Origin of the sequence: Rhodococcus aetherivorans (assembly GCF_011058165.1) — a bacterium.
Classification (GTDB): domain Bacteria; phylum Actinomycetota; class Actinomycetes; order Mycobacteriales; family Mycobacteriaceae; genus Rhodococcus; species Rhodococcus aetherivorans.
This window is the reverse complement of sequence record NZ_JAALEG010000061.1, coordinates 22,840-38,862: the sequence shown is the minus strand read 5'-3', so window position 1 is coordinate 38,862 and position 16,023 is coordinate 22,840. Positions and strand designations below refer to the sequence as shown.

The 16,023-nt window shown below is 70.2% G+C and carries 21 protein-coding genes and 1 pseudogene; 13 read left to right on the top strand and 9 right to left on the bottom strand.

Annotated elements, in window-relative coordinates; all coding sequences use genetic code 11:
- The first annotated feature begins 613 nt into the window (after positions 1–613).
- The 4 genes from G6039_RS21110 (at position 614) to G6039_RS21095 (ending at position 3,458) form a co-directional block, all read left to right on the top strand.
- Positions 614–1,330 (top strand): ParA family protein, encoded by a 717-nt coding sequence (locus G6039_RS21110; RefSeq protein WP_029540292.1) that lies wholly within the window; start codon positions 614–616, stop codon positions 1,328–1,330.
- Entirely contained in the window at positions 1,323–1,838 is a 516-nt protein-coding gene (locus G6039_RS21105) for a hypothetical protein (protein ID WP_072636225.1), read from the top strand. The genes G6039_RS21110 and G6039_RS21105 overlap by 8 nt, the downstream gene beginning before the upstream one ends.
- Before the next feature lie 209 nt (positions 1,839–2,047).
- Complete coding sequence (locus G6039_RS21100; RefSeq protein WP_043802609.1) at positions 2,048–3,061, top strand: DUF2637 domain-containing protein; 1,014 nt, start codon at positions 2,048–2,050, stop codon at positions 3,059–3,061.
- A 196-nt stretch (positions 3,062–3,257) separates the two neighbouring features.
- Positions 3,258–3,458, top strand: coding sequence for a hypothetical protein (locus G6039_RS21095; RefSeq protein WP_029540295.1), 201 nt, complete (start codon positions 3,258–3,260; stop codon positions 3,456–3,458).
- A 412-nt stretch (positions 3,459–3,870) separates the two neighbouring features.
- On the opposite strand, the gene G6039_RS21090 is transcribed toward G6039_RS21095, so the two are convergent.
- The gene (locus G6039_RS21090) at positions 3,871–4,407 is read right to left on the bottom strand and encodes a hypothetical protein (protein ID WP_230304634.1); all 537 of its coding nucleotides are present in this window, start codon (positions 4,405–4,407) and stop codon (positions 3,871–3,873) included.
- A gap of 299 nt (positions 4,408–4,706) precedes the next feature.
- Between G6039_RS21090 and G6039_RS21085 the strand changes: the two genes are divergently transcribed.
- The 4 genes from G6039_RS21085 (at position 4,707) to G6039_RS21070 (ending at position 7,823) form a co-directional block, all read left to right on the top strand.
- Complete coding sequence (locus G6039_RS21085) at positions 4,707–4,889, top strand: hypothetical protein (RefSeq protein WP_010596962.1); 183 nt, start codon at positions 4,707–4,709, stop codon at positions 4,887–4,889.
- Positions 4,890–5,800: 911 nt separating this feature from the next.
- Positions 5,801–6,322 carry a hypothetical protein gene (locus G6039_RS21080; protein WP_043802605.1) on the top strand — a complete coding sequence of 174 codons (522 nt, stop codon included), beginning with the start codon at positions 5,801–5,803 and terminating at the stop codon, positions 6,320–6,322.
- A gap of 140 nt (positions 6,323–6,462) precedes the next feature.
- On the top strand, positions 6,463–6,774 hold the full coding sequence (locus tag G6039_RS21075) for a hypothetical protein (RefSeq protein WP_043802601.1): 312 nt from the start codon (positions 6,463–6,465) through the stop codon (positions 6,772–6,774).
- Positions 6,775–6,965: 191 nt separating this feature from the next.
- On the top strand, positions 6,966–7,823 hold the full coding sequence (locus G6039_RS21070; protein ID WP_164528105.1) for a coiled-coil domain-containing protein: 858 nt from the start codon (positions 6,966–6,968) through the stop codon (positions 7,821–7,823).
- A gap of 346 nt (positions 7,824–8,169) precedes the next feature.
- On the opposite strand, the gene G6039_RS21065 is transcribed toward G6039_RS21070, so the two are convergent.
- Positions 8,170–8,655, bottom strand: a complete 486-nt coding sequence (locus tag G6039_RS21065; protein WP_010596935.1) for a hypothetical protein — start codon at positions 8,653–8,655, stop codon at positions 8,170–8,172.
- 557 nt (positions 8,656–9,212) lie between these two features.
- Between G6039_RS21065 and G6039_RS21060 the strand changes: the two genes are divergently transcribed.
- The 3 genes from G6039_RS21060 to merB all read left to right on the top strand — a co-directional run bounded on the left by G6039_RS21060 (position 9,213) and on the right by merB (position 10,554).
- Positions 9,213–9,548 carry a hypothetical protein gene (locus G6039_RS21060; RefSeq protein WP_010596934.1) on the top strand — a complete coding sequence of 112 codons (336 nt, stop codon included), beginning with the start codon at positions 9,213–9,215 and terminating at the stop codon, positions 9,546–9,548.
- 491 nt (positions 9,549–10,039) lie between these two features.
- A complete protein-coding gene (locus tag G6039_RS21055; RefSeq protein WP_010596933.1) occupies positions 10,040–10,249 on the top strand; it encodes a hypothetical protein in 210 nt (69 codons plus the stop codon).
- Complete coding sequence (merB, locus tag G6039_RS21050; RefSeq protein WP_080688469.1) at positions 10,213–10,554, top strand: organomercurial lyase; 342 nt, start codon at positions 10,213–10,215, stop codon at positions 10,552–10,554. The genes G6039_RS21055 and merB overlap by 37 nt, the downstream gene beginning before the upstream one ends.
- A gap of 9 nt (positions 10,555–10,563) precedes the next feature.
- Here the strand turns inward: merB and G6039_RS21045 are convergent, their stop codons facing one another.
- From G6039_RS21045 to G6039_RS21020, 6 genes are all read right to left on the bottom strand, one after another.
- Positions 10,564–11,094 carry a DinB family protein gene (locus G6039_RS21045; RefSeq protein ID WP_010596932.1) on the bottom strand — a complete coding sequence of 177 codons (531 nt, stop codon included), beginning with the start codon at positions 11,092–11,094 and terminating at the stop codon, positions 10,564–10,566.
- Positions 11,095–11,356: 262 nt separating this feature from the next.
- Positions 11,357–11,524: a hypothetical protein gene (locus G6039_RS21040; protein ID WP_231386049.1), complete on the bottom strand. Its 168-nt coding sequence runs from the start codon at positions 11,522–11,524 to the stop codon at positions 11,357–11,359.
- Positions 11,525–11,570: 46 nt separating this feature from the next.
- The gene (locus G6039_RS21035) at positions 11,571–11,918 is read right to left on the bottom strand and encodes a DUF3703 domain-containing protein (protein WP_010596929.1); all 348 of its coding nucleotides are present in this window, start codon (positions 11,916–11,918) and stop codon (positions 11,571–11,573) included.
- Positions 11,915–12,430, bottom strand: coding sequence for a signal peptidase II (gene lspA / locus G6039_RS21030; protein WP_010596928.1), 516 nt, complete (start codon positions 12,428–12,430; stop codon positions 11,915–11,917). Before lspA ends, G6039_RS21035 begins: the two co-directional genes overlap by 4 nt.
- Entirely contained in the window at positions 12,427–14,379 is a 1,953-nt protein-coding gene (locus tag G6039_RS21025) for a heavy metal translocating P-type ATPase (RefSeq protein ID WP_010596927.1), read from the bottom strand. The genes lspA and G6039_RS21025 overlap by 4 nt, the downstream gene beginning before the upstream one ends.
- Positions 14,376–14,759: an ArsR/SmtB family transcription factor gene (locus tag G6039_RS21020; RefSeq protein WP_029540281.1), complete on the bottom strand. Its 384-nt coding sequence runs from the start codon at positions 14,757–14,759 to the stop codon at positions 14,376–14,378. The genes G6039_RS21025 and G6039_RS21020 overlap by 4 nt, the downstream gene beginning before the upstream one ends.
- A gap of 216 nt (positions 14,760–14,975) precedes the next feature.
- Between G6039_RS21020 and G6039_RS31465 the strand changes: the two are divergent.
- Positions 14,976–15,152 (top strand): annotated as a pseudogene (locus G6039_RS31465) (DUF3703 domain-containing protein); the annotation flags it as partial.
- 44 nt (positions 15,153–15,196) lie between these two features.
- On the opposite strand, the gene G6039_RS21010 reads toward G6039_RS31465, so the two are convergent.
- Complete coding sequence (locus G6039_RS21010; RefSeq protein ID WP_010596926.1) at positions 15,197–15,526, bottom strand: cupin domain-containing protein; 330 nt, start codon at positions 15,524–15,526, stop codon at positions 15,197–15,199.
- A gap of 211 nt (positions 15,527–15,737) precedes the next feature.
- Here G6039_RS21010 and G6039_RS21005 point away from each other — a divergent pair, with 211 nt between their 5' ends.
- On the top strand, positions 15,738–16,019 hold the full coding sequence (locus G6039_RS21005; protein WP_029540279.1) for an SHOCT domain-containing protein: 282 nt from the start codon (positions 15,738–15,740) through the stop codon (positions 16,017–16,019).
- Positions 16,020–16,023: the final 4 nt, after the last annotated feature.

Genomic DNA, 16,023 nt, shown 5'->3' with positions numbered 1-16,023 from the left:
CGTTGTCACGTCATGCCGTTACCATGGCTGAGCGTTAGAGCGCTACGATCTTGAAGCGTTGCAGAGCTACAACGCTCTGGCGACGGAACGTTGCAGCGTTGGAACGTTGCTCCGCTACAACGGTGCAGGGAGCGGGCAGTGGACTACTACGGAGTTCTCGGCCGAGCCTTGGGGAAACTGCTGGTCACCCAATGTGTTCAGCAAGCATGAGTTATAGCGCTACAACGTCGTTGCGCAACGCGCTGATTGGGCAGAGCCGCTATAGCGCTTGAACGTCGGAGCGTAACGCCGGGCAATGCGCCCGATGGGCGGACATCCCAGTTGTAGCGCCATAACGTCTAAACGTTAGAACGTTGTCACGTCATGCCGTTACCATGGCTGAGCGTTAGAGCGCTACGATCTTGAAGCGTTGCAGAGCTACAACGCTCTGGCGACGGAACGTTGCAGCGTTGGAACGTTGCTCCGCTACAACGGTGCAACGCTGCAACGGCGTGGCGCTACGACGTTGCAGCGTTCCGACGCTTAGCGTTCAGAGCGTAGTAGCGCTGCACGCTGCAGCGCCTCAATGCACCGACTCATTGCACCCAGTGCAACCGACGAAAGGCTCCATGCAATGGCCAAAATCATCGTTTGCCACTCCCGGAAGGGAGGGGTGGGAAAAACCACGATGGCGTACGAGTTGGCTTACGAGCTGGACGCAGTCCTGGTGGACTTGGAGTACGACGGGGGCGGCGCCACCGGTAAGTGGGGGGATCGGCCTCTCGACCGGGCCCGCATTCCGATCCTCGATGCAATCCGCACCGGAAAGACCCCCAAGCCGTTGAACGGCTTCAAGAAGCCGCGTCTGGTACCTGGGCATCCTGATCTGTACGACCAGGCGCCCAGCGAAGATGCAATGGCGGATGCGCTGGTGCAGTGGGCGGGGGAGTGGGACACGGAATGGGTCGTCGTGGACACGCATCCAGGTGCAACAACCCAGGCCCATGGTGCACTGTCCGTTGCAAATGTCGTTCTTGCCCCGACTCCGTTGCGGAAGCTGGATCTCGATGCAACTGAGCAGCTCGTCGACGAACTCGCCGACTACCCCCTGGTCATTTCGCCGACAATGGTGCCGGCAGCACCTCCGGGAACGATGATCGACCGTCTTGCGCGGATGGTTGACGGCACGCCGGTGCAAGTTGCGCCTCCGGTTCCCCATGCCGCCCGGGTTGGCACTCGAACGAAGCGCATTGCAATCACCGCCGAGGAACCACCGGCCAAGCCGTTGCGGGCTTTCGCGGCTGCAATCACCGACACCGCGAAGTTCCTCCAGGAGTACGTCAATGACTAACGGACTCGATGCCTTGCGGCAAAAGAATAAGCGTGCCAGTGGGCGCACCATGCCGCCACCGCGGCACAAGCCCCGGTCGGTTCCGGTGGAGATTCCCACCGATTCCGAGAACCCGACCAATCCCATTGCGCCCCCCGTGCAAGAGATTCGACCGTCTACATCGGACGCTGCGGCCCACTTGGAGCAAGCGGCCGCGCAGACCGTCAACGACCGGGAACCGGCACTCGCGTTGCCTGCCTCCGAGTTGCCGAAGGCGGCGCCTCCAGTGCCTTCCACAGAAGTGGACGAGCTAACAAAGTCGACGATCTATCTGGACGCCGAGACCGACCAGTTCCTCGAGGAGGCGATCTATCTCGGGCGGAAGCAAAAACCACGCATTGATTCCCGTAGTGCGATCGTTCGTTTTGCACTTCGTGAGTTGGCCTCTCGCATGTCCACCGAGCAGGTGATTGCCGCGATCCGGGCAGGTGCGCCTGAAACTGGCAACCAAGGAAGACCTCGCCTCTAGCTGCATAGCGTTTCAACGTTCTAGCGCCATAAAGAGGGGGAGCCCCGCTCGACCTGCAATCCAACGGGACTCCGTGACCGGCTACCTCAGCAAAGGAAATTCCGATCATGTATGACCTTAACGTTCGCGCTGCGCAACGTCAGCTACCGTCCGCAAGTGCACGCCGACGATTGCACTCGAAGACCATGGCCCTCGGTGCTGTTGCAGCGATGACGCTCGTGCTTGCAGCGCTGGCGTTCACCCTGTCGTTCGATGCGTTGCGTCAGCTCACCCTGGAAATCGGTGTGCGCCCGGAACTGGCCTGGATGGCGCCGGTGGCACTCGATGTTGCACAGGCCGCCGCGGCCCTCGCTCTCGTTGCACTGGGGACCGACGACGAGTTCCGCGGTGCCCGCCGGTACTGCAAGGCCCTGGCCACGGGCACGGTCCTGCTCAGCGTGGCCGGCAACGGCTACCACGCCTTCCGCCTGGCCGGGCAGCGGCACGCGCAGGCCGCGGCCGGTGTCGATGTCGGGTACCAGCCGCAACCGGCTGCCATTGCCGCCTGCATTGCGATGATCGTGCCGCTGCTGTTCCTGGCGCTGTTGCATCTGTTCACCACGATCGTGCGGGCGCTGGCCGTCGAACGTGGCCGCTACAACGAGGCGGTGCACGACGCGCACCCGATGACCCCCCGGGAGCAGCCCGCGAGCACACCCGAGGCATCGGAGGTGCACGACCCTGCGGAGGTGCACGACCCTGCGGAGGATGCACCCGTCGTGCACGACGTGCAGTACCCCGGTGCACGCGTGCACACCGATGCCTCCGCCGGTGCCGCCGAGCCTGCAACGGTGCAGCCGCAGCACATCGGGCGCCACGGTGAGGAGGCACCGGGGGAGGGGGTCGTGCAGGCCCCGGCCCCGCTCGAGGCATCGCCCGAGCAGACTCTCGCGCCGACGTCCGGTGGCTATCCGCAGACGGTCGACGGCCTGCGCGAGTTCCTGGCCGGGTGCACACTGCGCAGTGAGGAGAAGGAGGTCGCGGCGATCCTGCTGGACCGCCCGCAGCTGACCTATGCGCAGGTGGCCACCGAGCTGGAGGACACCCCGTCCCCGTCCACGGTGTGCCGGCGCTGGCAGCGCTTCAAGAACGCGGCCTACGCCGAAGGCTTCGAGATCCCGCCGGTGGTGCTGCTCCCGCTCGACGCGGTCACCCACCGCGAGGAGCGACTGGTGTCGGTGTGACCTGCCGCGGGCCACATGCTGTGCCGTGCGGGTAGGCACCTGCTGCCGAACGAACCGGTGGCCGCAGCACGGGGGTGCAGAAAACGGTGACGCCGGGACTGTGCTTCCCCCACAGTCCCGGCGTCGAGTCCCATCATAGCAGGCGTGTTCGAACATATGTTCCCCTGAGTGGGGGAGTGGTGCGACCATTATGGATGTGGCCCGGTACGAGCGAGCACCGACGATCTGCCCCGCCGGACATCGCCTCGCCCCGAACCAGGTCCTCGTCGGCTGGATCCCGTGCGACTGCACCCCCGGCGCCGGCGGCCACCGCACCTGGACGTGCCGCACCTGCGAGGTCACCATCGGCTCACCGCCCCATGTCGGCCCGCCGCGGCCGGGAGTGCGGTGGTCCTGAAAGAAGGCGAACGCCCCGGTGCGTTGGGTGCCGGGGCGCTCACCGGGCAGCGTACGACGCCGGTCCGACACCTTGCCGCGGGACGTGAGACGGCGGTGGTGGTTCTGTGTAGTGTCGTCCTTGGTCGCGCACGGTCCCCTCGGACGTGCGGGCCGTGTGCCCCGGCGGTTCACCCCCCGACGCCGGGGCACTGGCCTACCCGGGGGATGCGGCGACATCCCCAGGGTCCGCGTAGGGCGGCTGCCGATGTCACTGTGACGGTCCGGTCCGGTTCTTGTTGGTCCGTACCGAAGGTGTGGTGCTCGACGGTGGGGGAGTGGCCCGCTATCGTTGAGGGTGTCCTGGCGAAGAGTCAGGAAAGTAAGGCCGGGAGCCCGCACGCTTTGCGTGGTCGCCCGGCCTTTGCGCTTGTCTACCGCACCCGCGCCGCGGTGACCAGCGAGTCGATCGCGCGCCGCAGCTGCCCGCCGGCGGTATAGGCGTAGGCGATCAGGTCCGCAGCCCACCGCAACTCGTGCGCGTGCCGACGGTCCACCCTCGCCCGGACCGTCGTGGCCGCCCCGACCCGGGCGAGAGCCCCGGTGAGCGCCGCGAGATCCTGCTTGTCCTGGGCACACGATTCGACCAGGATGCGGCGCGCTCCCAGCTCGGCGCTGTGCACCGCCAACGCCGCCAGCAACTGGTCACGGACCTGCCGGTGCGGGCGACCGACGATCGGCGCGGTGAACAGGTGAGCCTGCCGAATCGGCGGTGTGCGGGCGAAGGCGGCCACGATCCGCCGCCGATTCTCCGGGCGCTCGTCGTGCATGTGCAGCCGATCCCGGTTGTTCGGCTTGAGTGCGCGCATCGTCTTGCGGGCCACAGCCAGATCCTCGGAAGGCACCACCACCGCGCAGATCAAGTAGTCCTTCGTCTTCGCCTCGTCGACGAAGATCTCCACGGTTGGCATCACACCTTCTTCCTCCGGTATCCGGCCCACGGCATTGTCGCCGATCACCGTCGCCGATCACCGCGGCCCCTCCTGCCCCCGCATCCGCCGGGGGTCCGCGACCTGCCCGGTCCGGACCGGCTTTCCGCCGAGGCCCGCTGCGCCGTGGCGGTTCTGTCGGCACGGCCCGCGCACGGCTCCTATCTGGCCGGAGCCTCCTCGGCGCGCCTGCCGGAGAATCCGCGTCTGCTCGGCTACCGTCGCGGCAGCTCACGAGTCAAGGGGCGAGAGCGCCCCGGGTCATCGAGGGGGCGCCCGGCATGGAGATGGACAAACAGCTGCACCAGTGGGCGTGGCAGCTGCGCCACGACGGCCACGACTGGAGTGAGGTCGCCAACGAACTCGGCTGCACCGAAGACCTCGCCCGCGCCATGGCCGACCGGCACCGCCGCGACACCGAAACCCAGGCTCAGGCCGCTCAGTTCTCTCTGTTCGACCTGTAACCCCCGACCGGAGCAACACCCCCGGCACAGCCTCCAGTGCCGCCGACGACGTCAGTACGCGCACTGCCGGGGCGCGCACCCGAAGGTCGGATTCACGTCGATCAGGAGAACGCACGCGTACCGCCATCTGCCGCGCCCACGGCGAACCTCACCCGCTGCGGGGGCGGTGGCGGTGTCCTCCCAGGAACTACCTTTGCAATGGTGGCGCCCGGCGGAAACGGGGACGTCTCTCGGCACCAATTCAGGCGTTGTAGCGCTATAACTCGCGGAGCGGGTGCCTCCCAGGCTCCGTGCGCCGCGGCCCGGCCGGAAACACCCTCTCGCTGGGGCCTTTCCGGACGGCAACGGCCTTGCAGACCGGCCTCGGTCGGCTACAGCCTTCCCGCCCCGTGAGAGGATCTGCCGTCGGGCCGTCACCCGGTCAACATGCCCCAGCGACACCGGCACGGCGCAGGGGAGAGGGACGAGCACGCTGCACCGCCGGCACGACGTCCGCCGCCTCGCTCAGAGGAAGTGGGGCCCGGCCTGGTGGGTGTGCAGGAGCCTTTGAGGCCGTGACCTCCTGGCGCGCACCGGCGATCGCCGCGGACAGGAGCGTTGTCGACCTCGGGCGTGGTCCGTGGTGCGCCTGCGGCGCACACCGAATCGAGCTCCGCTGCGCTCCGCCCTGCACAAGAGCCTGATTTGCCCTTCTGGCCTCCGATTTTGACCGGCGGTCCGCTGCGCGCAACCCCTGGGCGCTGCGCGGCCTGACGGCCCGGAAAATTCTCTCCTCCGCTGCGCTCCGGCGAGATTTTTCCGTCCCAGAGGTTGCACTCCACGGCCCTCATGCCGGTCCAAATGCTCCCTGCCAGAAGGGCAAAAGAACAGGCGGACCCGCGCCGGTTCTCACCTCCAGCAGGAAGGTCGCCATGACCGCGTCGCAGACCCCGAGCTTTCCGACCTTGACCACCCGCACCACCGTCCTGATCGCCGGAGCGTCGCAGGAGGTGCGGCTGGATGTGACCAGCGCGCTGACCGCGAGCGCGGCGGTGTTCGCCACCATCGGCGCGGTGCGGATGGTCTTCACCGACCCCGCCGTGGTCCGTGGCCTGGTCGCGGTGCTGCGTCGCCCGGTCGCCGACGGGGTGACGACGGTGCTGCCCGAGCAGTTCCTGCTGCGCCCGGAGCGCTTCGCCGCCGGAGAGCATGTGGTGACGGTGAACTGGTCGACGGTGCCGCCGTCCAAGATCACCCCCGGTGGGGCGTTCGATCCGCAGCGTCGCCGTCACATCCACTGGGTCGACGTCGAGGCCGGACCGCTGGTCTTCCGGTTCTTCGACCGGGCCGGTCACCGCGCCTTCACCGCCGAGCTCGCCCGCGCCGTGCAGGTGGCCCGGTCGGTGCTGCTCCCGGCCGACGACAAGGCACTCGCCCTCGAAGGTGGCCGCTGACTCCCCGGTGAGTTGTCCACAGCGGGCCCGGTTCTCCACAGGACCGGGCCCGCTGCCCGTCTCCGCCCCGGTCGTGGCCGGGGCGGCCGGACACACTGGCGTCCACCGAAGACAGAACCGACCCGAAGGAGGACCCGCTCGTGCACACCTGGACCGTCACCTGCGATCCGGCCGTCGCGCAGGAATCCGGCACCGCCGCCACCGAAGTCGACGCCGTCATCGCCGGCGCCGCCGCGTTGCGCCGCCTCGCATCAGCCACCCACCGGACCGGCCACCCGTCCCCGTACGTGTGTCTGCGCATCGACACCCGCTTCCGGATCGGCCTCAGCGCCGGCCCCGACAGCCCGGACGGAGTCCTCGAGTGGATCGACGACTACGAACACCAGGCCACCATCGCGGCCGCCGTCGACGACTGCCTCCCCGACCTGGACGGCCTCGACCCGGCGTGCTGACCCGTCCCCGCGAGGCCGCCGAGGGTGGCGACCACCGACGAGGCACGGCGAGAAGGAACGGGCGGTGTCGCCCACCGGCCGCGAATCGGACTGTTCGGCCCGATCGTTTCGTACGTATCATGTTACGTACGAAACGGTACGTTTGGGGTAGCATCATGCGGACGGCTCAGGACAGAGCGGAGGGCGAGGCGATGACCCAGGGCAGGGGAGGACGGCGCCGCGAGTACGCCTCGGACGCGGACCGGGTCCGGGCCTGGCGGCAACGGCAGAAGGAGGCGGCCCGCGCCGAGCGGCTCGAGGCGGCCACCCCCACCGATCCGGCGGCGGCCGTGACCACCCTCGCGCAGGCGGTCCCGCTGCTGCGGCAGGAAACCCAGGCCGCCCTCGCACGCCTGACCGAGGTGGCCGCGTCGATCACCGCGGCCACCGCGCTGCTGGCCGACCCGGCCGCGCTCGAGGCGCACCTGCGCCGGGTCCAGGCCGACGCCGACAAGGTCCGCGCCGACGCCGGCGCCGAGATCGCCCGGCTGCGCGAACAACTCGACACCGCCCTGGACGAGCGCGCCGACGCCGACGCGGCCGCGGCCGCCGCGCTCGCGCAGGCCGACGACGCCGCGACCGCGCTCGCCGCGGCCCGCCGCGACCACCAGAGTGAACTCGAGCGCCTGCGCGCCGACCACACCGCAGCGCTGGACGCGTGGACGACCCGGGTCGAGGACTCGGAGGCGGCGCACCGTCGGCGAACCGCCGACCTCGAGGCCCTCGTCGAACAGCAGCGCGACCAGCTGGCCCGGCTCCGCGCCACCGCCGATCAGGCCACCGCCACCGTGGGCCGGCTCGAAGCCGACCTGGTCGCCGCCCGCGCCGAGACCGCCGCCGAGCGGGATCGCACCGAGGCCGTGCGCGCCGACCTCGCGGCCGCCCGCGCCGAGACCGCCGCGGCCCGCGCCCAGGTCGACGCCGCCCGCGAACGCGCCGACGAATTACGCACCGAGCTGCGGGAACTGCGTGCTTTCGCTACGGCATCGGACCCGATCGAGCCGCGATAGCCCCCCATCCGGGATGATCCCTGTGTCTGCCGTCCGGCAGTCGAGAGAGCGGAGGCCACGTCGCACCGGCCGCCGTACCGTCTGCGCTGGTACCGAACCCCACCTCGACCGCCGGGCGACCGGCGTGGAAGGAACGGGCGTACGGCACGGCACGCCACCGCCACCTGGACAAATACCGCCGCCCAGGGAGCATTCGGAAATTCCGAATAATCACACGTACTCGCGGACTTGTGCACGTCCAGGAACCGGACCACCTCATGCTGCTTGGAGTGATCCCTCGCGCCGACCGATCCGGTGTCCGCCGCAGCCCTGGTCGGCCGCGACGATGTGGCGCCGCTCGTCCGGTCTATCCGGTTGCGGTATCGGGTTCGGGAAATGCCGGTATGTCGAGCACTCGATCGAGCCAGGCGACCGCCTCGATCAGTGCCCGGATCCGCTCCTCCCGGTCGGCGGCATGGATGATGGGGGCCAGGTGGTGGTGCGCTTGGCGGATGTCTCCAGTCAGGGCGTCGACGATCGCTGTCCACAGGTGGCATTCGGGTGCGGGTAGCTCGCCGATCTCGAGGATCTGCCCGTCGGAGGTTCTGATCTTGATGGCGTAGGCGGCGATACCACCCCGGACGAGGGGACCCAGCTTGAGGGCTATCACCTCGGCGGTGGTGGTGACGATCCATTCGAGCACGTCACCGTAGTGGGGGTGGTCGGTGTCGGGAGCGCACACCAGGGAAACCACCGCGTCGGACAGCATCGACAACTCGCCCTCGCCGGCGAAGGTGAGCAGTCGGCCGCCGAGGCCGGCTTCGTGGCAGACATCTCCTGGGTCGTGCTCCATATCCGAGAGTGCCCGGCTGTCGCCGGTCTCACACCTGCGGTGGACCGCTCCCCGATCGGGGAGGGCGGCGGGGCGTCTGCGGTGTGGCCGCGTGCGGCGACGAGGAAAGCCCTCGACCGTTTCGGGCTGCGAGGGGATCGGGACGTTCCGGTCGCCTCACGGTGAACGGCGCACCGCAGCTCCAGCCGAGCGGGATTCTGCGAGGCGTGAGGGTGAGCCCGGGGGACACGGTGACGCCCCGATCCACCCGCGTCGACACCTCGGTGACACCGTCTATTCCGGCAGCGGTGTCGGTCCGTCCGTGCGATGGAGGATCTGGTCGCGGTGCGCGGTGGCGCCGAGGGCGGCGCCCACCCGGGCGGGTCCGTACCGGCGCGAAGACGCCCGGACCGGGACGCGGACGGGCGAAAGTCATGACCTCGGGGCATAGAGTGAAGGTGCTGCAGATGCCGGCAAGTCGGGCGCGACGGTCCGCGGCGGCGGGAAAGACTATGTTCTCGTCGCGCTGGGCACATTCTCGCGCGGTCATGACCCGGCCGGGAAGGACGGGCCGGGTCATGACCGCGCGACAGCGTCGGACACACGCGAATCGGTGGATCACCGTCGCACTGGAAAACCTGGTCCAGGCACTCGCGGGGCGCTGGGCTCCGGCCGTGCCGGGCACCGAACGCGAGGCGGCGTCGACCGGGTCGGCGCGCCGGCGTGAGGCGGGCACGGTGGACTGGTCGGTGCGGGTGTGCTCGCTCCGGGATCCGGTCACGACGTTGGGCTGGGTGACGGTGACCACCGCGGCCCGGGTGTCCGAGACCCAGGTGCGGGCGGCGGCCACGGCACAGGCCGCCCGCCTCTACGGCCGCGACGCGGAGATCACCCAAATTTTGTTCGCCGGTTGACCGGTGTGGCGCCCACGGTGGGCAGGTTCTGCTGCTTCGTGCACGGCCCGGGGAGAGATGTCTTCTCTCGGCGGTGGCCGGGGAGATCGGGCGATTCCGGCGGTCGGCTCCGGCCGAGATCCGAGCAGTTCTTTCGGCCTGCGTGCAGGGATCATCGCATCCCGGGCATGTCACGGGCTACGCCGGGAATGACGGTGCAGGGTGGCGGTGCGCCCCGGAGGTGGGACACCGCTGCCGATGCTTCTCTATTTGTCGCGGCCAGAGTGCGACCTGGTTCACTACCCCTGCCGGGGAGCACCTCGACGCCGCCGCCGCCGAATACGAACGCGGTTTTCTCACCGGCTGGGTCGAGTACTTGCGCAACCGCCGTTGACTCACGGCAGGGAAGTGGATGTACCTCACTGAATACGAACCAGACGGAAATGTAGAAAAAGCCGAATGTTGACGGGCGCTGCGGATCGCCGAACGGCGAGCCGAGGCTGTTCGACGGGGTGCGCGAGTGGATCGCGGCGCACATCGCGGCGGCTGTCGCCGGTGCCGGATCAGGTAAGCCCTCGATCATCGACGCGGCGAGCATGGTCGAGCTGATCGATTCCGGTGAAGCCGAGCCGGTCGATCCGGACGACGAATTCGGACCCGTGTCCTACGACGGTCACGTGTGGGAATGGGCGGACGATACCGAGGCGTACGTGCGGACATAGAGACTCCGAGGGCCGAGCCGGCGAGCGCCACCGATCCCTGTCACCGAGTCCACCACCGTGACCGTGCACGGCGAGGCCGCCGCCGCGTCCCCGGCCACCGCGGTGGTGTTCGTCGGCGCCGCGGCCGGCCACGGCCCTCCGCGCCCAGCTGCTGCACGCACCGGAACTTCTTCGCCGACCGCGCCACCGCCCGAGGGTGGGCCGACGGTCACTCGCAGGTCGGTGGCATCGTCGTCGACCTGGCCGACGCCACCCGTCTCGGGGTGACGATCTTCGGCGGGCGCTCACCCGTTGATCTCGGGTGATGGTGCGCGTCATTCGAGGGTGAGTTGCTCGCGGTGGAAGTCGAAGTGCTTGCCCGGGTACCGGTACACCTGTTCGAGGGTCATCACGTTGGTGAAGAACGGGTCCCAGCGCCCCGGGAAGGCCATGCTGCGCCGCAGATTCGCGTCCGTTTCCTTCGCGAGGGAGCGCTGCAGTGCGGCGATGACACGGTCGCAGTGCCGGCCCATCCGGTGACGGTCGAACACGGTGGCCGCCAGGCACGACCCGCGGTAGTTGATCTCGTGAAACACCGGGGCCGCCGCGTCCAGGACCCGTGCGAGCAGCTGTCCGACACGGTCGGGTAGCCGGGAGAACACCCGAACCAGCACCCGCAGTCGCCGCACCACCATGTAGCCGAACACCATGTGGAACAGCAGCTGTTCGTTGGTCCAGCGGGTGCCGTGCGAGCGCCGATCGAGATCTGTCGCGCAAGCGGTGTCGAGGAGTTCGTGCAGCGTCCGCCGGGCGCGTTCGAGGTCGGCGGCGATCGCCGCGCGGTCGACCGGCTGCTGGTCCGTCATGGCTGCCCCCCGCGGGTCTGTGTCATCGCGAACCGGGTACGGCTCATTGTCCGCCCGGCCCGGACCGTCGGCGAGCCCCGCCCGTGGGTTCGGTTCCGGCGGATTCGATGTCAAGACCCGGACACGGACGGGTGCCGGACCGGATCCCGGGCGGCAGCGCGGGGGTGATCAATCCCCGGCCCCCGAGCGCCAGGCAGCAGGCCGGGGAGCCCGACCCAGTCGTCGGGCACGATGACCAGGCCGAGGGCGGCGACCACGCTGATCACCACGAGGGCGAGGAAGCAGAGGTACCAGCCGGCGACGATCTGTCAAGGCCGCGGCCGGCCCCGCTCGCCGAGGCGACGAACGACACGGTCAGCGCGATGTCGTCGATGTCGTCGATGTCGGTGCCGGCGAGCACGCCGGCCGCGGCGGCGAGGGTGCCGATCACCGGCACCACCTGCGCCCGCACGCGCGTGCGCCCGATCCCATGCGGTTCAGGGCGTTCCGGCGAGGATGCGGGCCAGATCGTCCGGCATCGGCATCGGGGTCATCAGCCCGGCACCGGAGCGGCCGGTGTTGCCCTCGGGGTAGCGGCCCGACGCGGAGCCGGGGGCGGCGACGATGATCCGCACCACCTGCCCGAGGGTCTCGCGGCGGTCGCGTCGGCGCAGCGCGAGGACGAGCATGGCGAGATGGTTGCGGGTGTGCGGCCACGGGTAGGGCTGGGACAGGATGTGGGCGCGTTCGAGGTGTGCCCACCGGGTCGTGTCGTCCGCGGCGGTGCGGGCTGCGGTCATCTCGTCGGTGTACGCGGCCTGGATGTGCACGGGCATCGAACTCATGAGGTGGCCTCCTCCCGGGTGCCAGCGGATCTGCTGTCGACGAACAGTGAGACGAGGAGCAGAGCGACACCGCAGGTGATGAAGGTGTCGGCGAGGTTGAACGTCGGCCACCAGCCGGTGTGGAGGTAGTCGGTGACCTTGCCGTCGACGAGGCGGTCGATCACGTTGGCGGCGGCCCCGGCGAAGATCGCCGCGAACCCGATCACCGCCGCCGCGGAACTGGTCGGTGCGGTACGCCAGGCGTAGACCGCGATGCCGGCGGTGACGGTCACGGTCACCGCGACCAGCACCGGGGTGGGCAGCTGGTTTCCCAGGCTGAACGCGACCCCGGTGTTGTAGGTCAGGCGCAGCTGCAGCATCCCGAGGTTGATCACCCGGCCCCCGGCCAACACGGCCCGGATGAGCGGCTCGACGATCAGGGCGGCCGCCGCCAGCACGGCGGCGGCGGCCACGAACACCGTCCGAGCCCGCCGCCGCCCGGGGACCGGTGTGGTGACCGGATCGCCACTCACGCGTGGGCCCTGTCCGCCGGTGCCGGGGTGGCCGGTGCCGCGGTGGTGAGGGCGCGGACGCGGCCGGCACGGACACCGTTGGCGATGACCACGATCTCGGCGACCTCGTGCACGAGCACCACGGCGGCCAGGCCGAGGATCCCGGACAGGGCCAGCGGTATCAGGACGGTGATGAGGGCCAGGGACAGGCCGACGTTCTGCAGCATGATCGTCCGGGACCGGCGGGCGTGCGCCAGGGCCTGCGGCAGGTGCCGCAGGTCCTCGCCCATCAGGGCGACGTCGGCGGTTTCGATGGCCACGTCGGTGCCCATCGCGCCCATCGCGATGCCGAGATCGGCGGTGGCCAGGGCCGGGGCGTCGTTGACGCCGTCGCCGACCATCGCGGTCGGCCGCCGGGTGCGCAGGTCGGAGACGATGCGGGCCTTGTCCTCCGGGCGCAGGTCCGCGTGCACCTCGTCGATCCCGGCGTCGACGGCCAGGGCGCGGGCGGTGCGTTCGTTGTCGCCGGTGAGCATCGCGACCCGGTAGCCGCCCCGGCGCAGACCGGCGACCACCTCGGCCGCCTCCGGGCGCAGTTCGTCGCGGACCGCGATCGCCCCGAGCAGGTGGTCGTCGCGTTCGATCAGCACCGCGGTCGTGCCGGCGTGCTGCATGCGTTCGATGTCGGCGGCCAGCTCGCGCGCCTCGATCCACCCGGGCCGCCCCAGCCGCACGCAGGCTCCGCCGATCCGCCCGCTCAGCCCGGCGCCGGTGACGGCGTCGACCTGCTCGGCGGGAGTCACGGAATCGGCGGCGGCGAGGATCGCCGCGGCGAGGGGGTGTTCGCTGCGGGCCTCGAGCGCCGCGGCCACCGCGAGCACCTCGCCGCGGGTGGCGCCGTTCGTGGTGGCGACGTCGACGACGGTGGGCCGGTTGCGGGTCAGGGTGCCGGTCTTGTCGAGGGCGATCCCGCGGATGCGGCCGAGGGTCTCGAGGGCGGCGCCGCCCTTGACCAGGACACCGAGTTTGCTGGCGGCCCCGACCGCGGCGAACACGGTCACCGGGACCGCGATCGCCAGCGCGCACGGCGAGGCCGCGACCAGCACGACCAGGGCGCGTTCGATCCACACCCGGGGATCCCCGAGCAGGCTGCCGACGGCGGCGATGACCGCGGCGACCACCAGGATCGCCGGGACCAGGGGCCGGGCAACGGTGTCCGCCAACCGTTGGGCGGCGCCCTTGCGGGACTGTTCGGCCTCGACGATCTTCACGATCTTGGCCAGCGAGTTGTCCTCGGCGTCGGCGGTGACGGTGACCTCGAGGACGCCGGTGCCGTTGATGGCGCCGGCGAACACCGCGTCGCCGGGGCCGGCCTCGACCGGGACCGATTCACCGGTGATCGCGGAGACGTCCAGTGCGGTGCGGCCGGCGATGATGGTGCCGTCGGTGGCGATCCGCTCCCCGGGTTTGACGACCATGATCTCGCCCAGTCGCAGCTCCACCGGCGGCACCGTCTGTTCGCGGCCGTCGCGGACCACGGTGGCGGTGTCCGGGACCAGGGACAGCAGCGCGCGCAGGCCGCGGCGGGTGCGGGCCACCGAGTACTCTTCGAGGCCCTCGCTGATCGCGAACAGGAACGCCAGCATCGCGGCTTCCTCGACCTCGCCGAGCAGCACCGCACCGACCGCGGCGATCGTCATCAGGGTGCCCACCCCGATCTTCCCGTGCGCCAACCGTTTCACGGTGGCGGGGACGAAGGTGTAGCCGGCGATCAGCAACGCCAGCGCATACAGTGCCAGCTCCGCCACGTCGGGTCCGCCACTCCAGCCGACAACCAGCCCGGCCCCCAGCAGCACCCCGGCGGCGGCCGCGGCCCGGATCTCGGTGACCTGCCACAGCTTCTCCGGCTCGTGCTCCTGCTCGCCCTCGGGGCGGGGTTCGTCGTGGCCGCAGCCGCACGCCTCGCTCACTCCGTCACCCCCGGTGCGCTGTCGGTGCCGTAGTTCGGGCACAACGCGACCGCGTTCCCGGTGGCTGCCAGCAGGGTTTCCGCCGAGGACAGCAGATCCAGCAACTCCGGCCGGGTCAGCGAGTAGAACACCTGCCGGCCCTGCGGGCGGCCCTGCACCAGCCCGCAGTCCCGCAGGCAGGCCACGTGCGCCGACACCGTCGACTGCGCCAACCCGAGCTCACCGACCAGATCCGCCACCCGCGCCTCTCCACCGGCGAGACGACGCACGATCGCCAACCGGGTTCCGTCCGAGAGACTGTGGAACAACGCCACCGCGGCATCGAGGCCCGCTCCGGCGCTGGTGGACAACCTGCACCCAAGCCCACTATTGATCGTCATGCAACGATGATAGCCGGTCTGTATCGATGATTTCTGGGGGCGTCGTGGCAGAGGGGACGAGTCGGTGACGCGCTCACCTCTCGGACCCGGGATTGTTGTGCGTGAGGCTGCACGAGGTGCAGATGGCTGCCGCCCGTCCGGGTCGACGAACACGAGGTTCGAGGGCGGCGCCTCGAGCGGGCCCCCGTCCTGTCCCGACCGTAGCCCTGGCCCCACACCGGCAACCACGTCGCGATGTTCGTTCCGGCGCTGCGCCGCCGCGACGCCCGCGAGGCCCTCGGGCAGGTGGTGCGGATCATCGTCGCCGCCCCGGCTCCGCGGCGGGCCGCTATCCCGAGGGCAACACCCGGCCGCGCCGGCGCCGGGCCGACCGCCCCGATGCCGATTCCCGAGGACCTCGCCGCCGCGGCGCGCCCGCGGCCCCGGCTCGGCCCCGGTCAGGTCTTGGCCACGGTGAGCAACATCGCGCAGTCCTCCAGCGCGTCGAGCCGGTGCCGGGTCCGGGGAAGGACGAGAAGGTCACCGGTCATCGCGTCCCACGAGGCGTCGCCGCTGCTCACGCGGAGCCGACCCCGCAGGACGTAGACGGTCGCCTCGCCCGGGCTGCCGTGCTCGCCCATCGACTGCCCACCCATCAGCGCAATGACCGTCTGCCGCAACGTCTGCTCGTGGCCGCCGTAGACGGTCTCAGCGCTCCGACCGCTGGCGGCGGTGGCGGCATGGGCCATGAGATGGCGTGCCACCGCGATCAGCGACTGCTTCCTCATCGCACTCCTCTCCGTGCCGCCGACCGGGCGCCGCCGCACCCCGCCCCTCACGGTAGAACCCTCGGGTGGCCGGCACACCGCACTCGGCGCCACATCCGGCAGCACCGGACCGCGCATTCTCACTGCCCGTATGCCCCCGGGCGTATCGTGAGGGCAGGCCGGGCACACGGTGGCCGGTCGATATGGCCCTCCCGGAAAGGAATCTGCGGTGATGCCCTACGGAAACTGCGGCTGGGGAATGAACGGCGGCTGGGGGATGTGGCTGTTCGCCGCGCTGCTGCTGCTCGGCCTGGCGGTCCTGGTGGTGCTGGCGATCCGGTTGCTCTCCCGACCGTCCGGTTCCGGCGGCCACTTCGCCGCCCCCAGCAGCACCTACCCCCCTCCGCCGGGTGAGGGCCGGGCCCGGCAGATCCTCGAAGAGCGGTACGCCAGAGGCGAGATCGACTCCGAGGAATACCGTGAGCGACGGCGCGTGCTCGACGGCCACGACTAGCTCG